Here is a 4,203-nt window from a genome sequence, read left to right on the forward strand (position 1 = left end):
GCCGGGCGGCCGGCGGCCGCAACCAGCCGCCGCCGGCCGCGCTGGCGCCTGCCAAACCTGGCCCACCGTAGGACAAACCGGAAATAGCAGGTCAAACGGCTCATCAAACCCCGGCGGTCTCAAAGAATTTCGGGCGCCACACCCAAAGATGCTGCATGACTCCCTGCCGCTGTGGGAGGATCATGACCATGAGAGATCGCCGAGGAGTGGGCGGACCCCCGCGAGGTACGCGGTACCGCGCGCCGTCGTACGATCCGTCAACGGGCGACCCCTACCGCCCTGGCTCGAACTTCGTACCCGAGCACGCCGTCAAGCTGCTGAGCATCTGTGAGGCGTTGAACGTCTCGGTGGCCGGCTTCTTGAACGACTTGGTCGGCCTGATCGAAGTTGACCCGGAGACGGGGCGGCCGGTTGGCTGGCCGACGACGATTCAGCTCAAGGAGGCCAGCTGATCTGAACCCCGAGCCCTAGGCTCCCGCCAACTGCCCGGCCTTCCTAGCCGGGCGAGGTGTTGGAGCCATCGGAGTCTCAGCCGAACGAGGTTTGGCGACCAACGCTGAGACCCCCGATCCCAGATAGAGCACCGAACGCGCTGCCGGTTTCCTAGGCCGGCGGCGGGGCCGTGTGCTGTCTCGAACACCGAGGAGCGTTGCCATCGTAGCAGCGGCCCACGGTGGCGGTACCCCCTTGCCCGGGGCCGGTGTGTCATCCGGCCTTTATCGACAAGGCGACTTTTTCTCCGCCGCCGTGCCCGAAATGCTCCCTAAGTCCGAAAGCGGGCTTGGGGGTTTTAGCGTGCACACGCTAGAGCTGACTGCGCACGCCGCGACGTTGACCCGGTTCCTCACCCTCTCCCCCCGCGCCCAGGTGCGCGCGGTGACCGGCGAGCCCGGCCAGTGGCCTAATTCCTACGCCGACACGGTGTCCGTGGACGAGGTGGACCCGGCCCGGCCCGTGGCCATGTACCTGACCCGCCGCCACCGAGGCGTTTTCCGCTACGTGCTGATCCCGTTCGACCTGGACGCCAAGCACCGGTCCGACGCCCAACAGGCAACCTTGGACGCTGAGTTGCTGGCCGCCGCCGCCGCCGCCGAGAGCATCGAGCCCGTTCCCGCCCGCTCCGGTCCCACCGGCGGCCGCCACGTGTGGCTCGGGTGCGCAGAGGGCGTGTCGAGCACCGTCGTGCAGCGGATCGCCCGTGCCGCACGGGTGCTGTGCCCCTCCCTGGACATCTCGCCGCTGGTGAATCCGAAGTCGGGTGCGGTCCGCCCGCCGGGGGCCGCCCACCGGTTCGGCGGGCACAGCGAGCTGATTGCCCACAGCGACGACCAGGCGGTGACCGCCCTCGGCGCCGCCTCGGCCCCCGCCGAGGCGTTCGAGCGCCTGGCCGTCCGGCTGGAGGCCATGGCGGCCGGGCGTCCCGTCGAGCAGCAGCCCGAGGCCGCGCCGGAGGCCGGCGCCGTGCCGCCGTCGATCGCCGCCCGGGGGCCGGTCGTCCGCCCTGTCGAGCAGGACGCCACCGGCGCCCCGAAACTCGCCGTGCCCTGGCGCCCGCTCGGCGAGCGGGCCGTCCGGTCGCTCCGCCGAACGCTGACGGAGCGTCAGAATCACTCGGACTGGGCGCACGCCCCGGCCCGCGCCATGGCCCTGGCCGGGTGGACGCAGGCCGAGGGCCTGGCCGTCGTGCGCGACGCCGAGTCCTCCCCCGCGCTGGAATGGCTCCGCACCGAGCGCCAGGCCGACGGCACTCGGACACCCCGCGACGCCGAGCAGACCGCCCGGCTGTGGGCGAGGGTCTGGTGGCTCGCCGTCCAGGACGCTGCGCGGATGCCGCACCGTCCGCAGGACGACGGCGGCCGCCACGAGCGGACCGACGTCGAGGGGGCTGTGAGCGACCTGTTCGCCCGGATGCGGGCCGCCGGCCCGGCCCGGTGGGCGCGCGAGTCCGGTCCGGCTGACGCCGCCGTCCTGGCCGCCCTGGCCTGGCTGATGCTCAGCGCCGCCACCACCGACGTGAGCGCCAACGTCAGGCGCCTTGGTGTCCTGGGCGGCTACTCCCACCAGACCGCAGCACTGGCGCTGTGGCGCCTAATCAGGGACGGGTGGCTCACCGTCACCGCCGAGGCTGACCGCCGGGCGGGGAAGGCCCGCAGGGTCACCCTGGCCACCGCCCACGAGTGCCCGGATCACGACGGCCACCGATGCGCCATCTACGACGTTTCCGCAGTTCACTCGGGGTCTGACAGAAGGCGGAACGCCGCCGCCCCCTACGGCCTCCCTGGTGCCCTCTCTGCTGACGCCCCTGCCTACCTCCGGGCCCTGATCACCCACCAGCAGGCCGACATCTGGCACCACCTCGGCCACCACGCCGCCCGCACCCTCCAGGCCGTCCGGGACCTCCCCCACCCCACCCTCCAGGCCCTGGCCGCCGCCACCGGCTACCGGACCCGGACCACCTCCGGGCATCTCCAGGCCCTCCAGAACCTCCGACTCGTCATCCCCGGCCGGTACCGGGGCCGCACCGTCTACATGGCCACCGCCCGGCCGCTGTACGAGGTCGCCCAGGAGACCGGGACGGCCGGCCGCCTGGCAGCCCTGGCCGTCCAGGCCCGCGTGGACCACGAACAGCACCTCTGGTGGACGGCAGAGGAAGAGTGGAGCGCACTGCCCCGCGCGGAGAAGCGCGCCCGCGGACTGCGGCCCGCACCGGACCAACAGGTCATCCCCGGCATGGCTCCCGGCGCCCGCGCCTACCCCCGCCGTCCGGACGGCCGCCCCGACCACGCCGCCGCCCGGCGCATCGAGGCCGAGCGGATCGGAGCCGTCGGCATGCTCGCCCACGCCCAGCAGCTCGCCCAGGCCGGCGACCTGATCGACCCCGCGCACCTCAGCGCCACCGGAGCCGACCAGCCGAAGCCCGCCCGCCGCCGGGGCCCGGTGCTGCCCGCCCGCCACCGCTGCCCGCACTGCCACGCGGCGCCGGGCGAACGGTGCGTCACCTGGCGGGGCGAGCTGACAGTCCGGTGGCACGCCGCCCGCCGCACCGCCGCCGAGGAAGCCGCTGGAGCGACACGCGGGCAGCGCCGCCGGAGCGCGTGAGCCGGGGCCGCAAGGGGTAGACTCCCGCGCGACGAAGGCTCCACACGGCACCGGCAGGCCGGCTCCCCCGGGGCCCCGTCGACCGACAGGCCGGATGCGCACCAGCGCGGCGCCTCCCACCCGAGAGAGGGAAGAGGCGGACCGGAAAGTCCTAGCGTGCACACGCTAGGAATCGTCGTCGGACGGAGAGGCCCCCGGCCGCAGTCAGCGAGCGGGGCGAAGCCCCGCCGAGCAGGACCGGTCGGCGAGAAGCCGACGACCACACCCCATTACTTGGCACCGCCGAATCAAGTCCGCCGATTTCTAGAATACTGGAAATGGTAATCCTGAAATCTCGCGTGGCGGTCGCGTCCAAGGGCCGGCCCTCTGCGGGATGATCGGGTAGCCCCTCACCTGTCCCGATCCAGGAAGGCCGCCGCGTGACCAGCGACCCCACATCCGATCCGTTGGCCCACCTGGGCACCGCCGTGGCCAACCTCGGCATCCCGCTCCCCGGTCCCGGGACCGGGGACAACGAGGAGGCACCACACGGCTACTGGCCCGAGCCCTGTAAGTACTGCGGGACGCCGATCGCCCGGACGAGGCCGGCCAGCGCGGCCGGCCGCCCGCCGGAGTTCTGCGACACGAAGTGCCAGCAGGACAACAAGGCCGCGCGTGCCCGGGAGCGCAACGCACCCGGCCTCCCCGGCCAGATCAACAGGGTCGAGGAGACCGTGACGCGGTTGGAGCAAGTCGCCTCGGACATGCGACTGGAACTCCAGAAGATCAACTCTCCGGAGGGGATCGAGGCGAGGTTGGCGGCCGCGCGCGCCGCCAACGCCAACGACGTGGCCCAGGCGAACCAAACCGCAGTCCAGGCTCAGGCCGACGCCGCCGCCGCGCGCTCGGAAGCCCAGCAGGCACGCGCAGACCAGGAGGCCGCCGAGGCCGCCGCCGCCCGGGACCGTACGGCGCGCGAGGCCGCGGACGAGGCCCGGGAACAGGCCGAACAACGCGCCATCGCAGCCGAGTTCAAGGAAAGTCAGGCGAAGGCGCGGGCGGACCAGGCCGAGCACGCCCAGCAGCTCGCGGAGGCGAGGGCGGACGAGGCGGAGCGGGAGCGGG

General features: G+C 73.1%; 2 protein-coding genes and 1 pseudogene. All 3 read left to right on the plus strand.

Going from position 1 to position 4,203, the window contains the following annotated elements:
* Positions 1 to 182: 182 nt before the first annotated feature.
* A complete protein-coding gene (locus ACFVHV_RS31975) occupies positions 183 to 452 on the plus strand; it encodes a hypothetical protein (RefSeq protein ID WP_380355715.1) in 270 nt (89 codons plus the stop codon).
* Positions 453 to 795: 343 nt separating this feature from the next.
* Positions 796 to 3,099, plus strand: a complete 2,304-nt coding sequence (locus tag ACFVHV_RS31980; RefSeq protein WP_380355717.1) for a hypothetical protein — start codon at positions 796 to 798, stop codon at positions 3,097 to 3,099.
* 419 nt (positions 3,100 to 3,518) lie between these two features.
* Positions 3,519 to 4,203: pseudogene (locus tag ACFVHV_RS31985) on the plus strand (hypothetical protein); the annotation flags it as partial.

It is taken from the genome of Kitasatospora sp. NPDC127116 (assembly GCF_042677365.1).
Taxonomy (GTDB): domain Bacteria; phylum Actinomycetota; class Actinomycetes; order Streptomycetales; family Streptomycetaceae; genus Kitasatospora; species Kitasatospora lactacystinica.

What these genes read in the sequence shown, in the direction of transcription:
- ACFVHV_RS31975 (WP_380355715.1), top strand. Translation starts at nt 183, where the DNA reads ATGACCATGAGAGATCGCCGAGGAGTGGGCGGACCCCCGCGAGGTACG.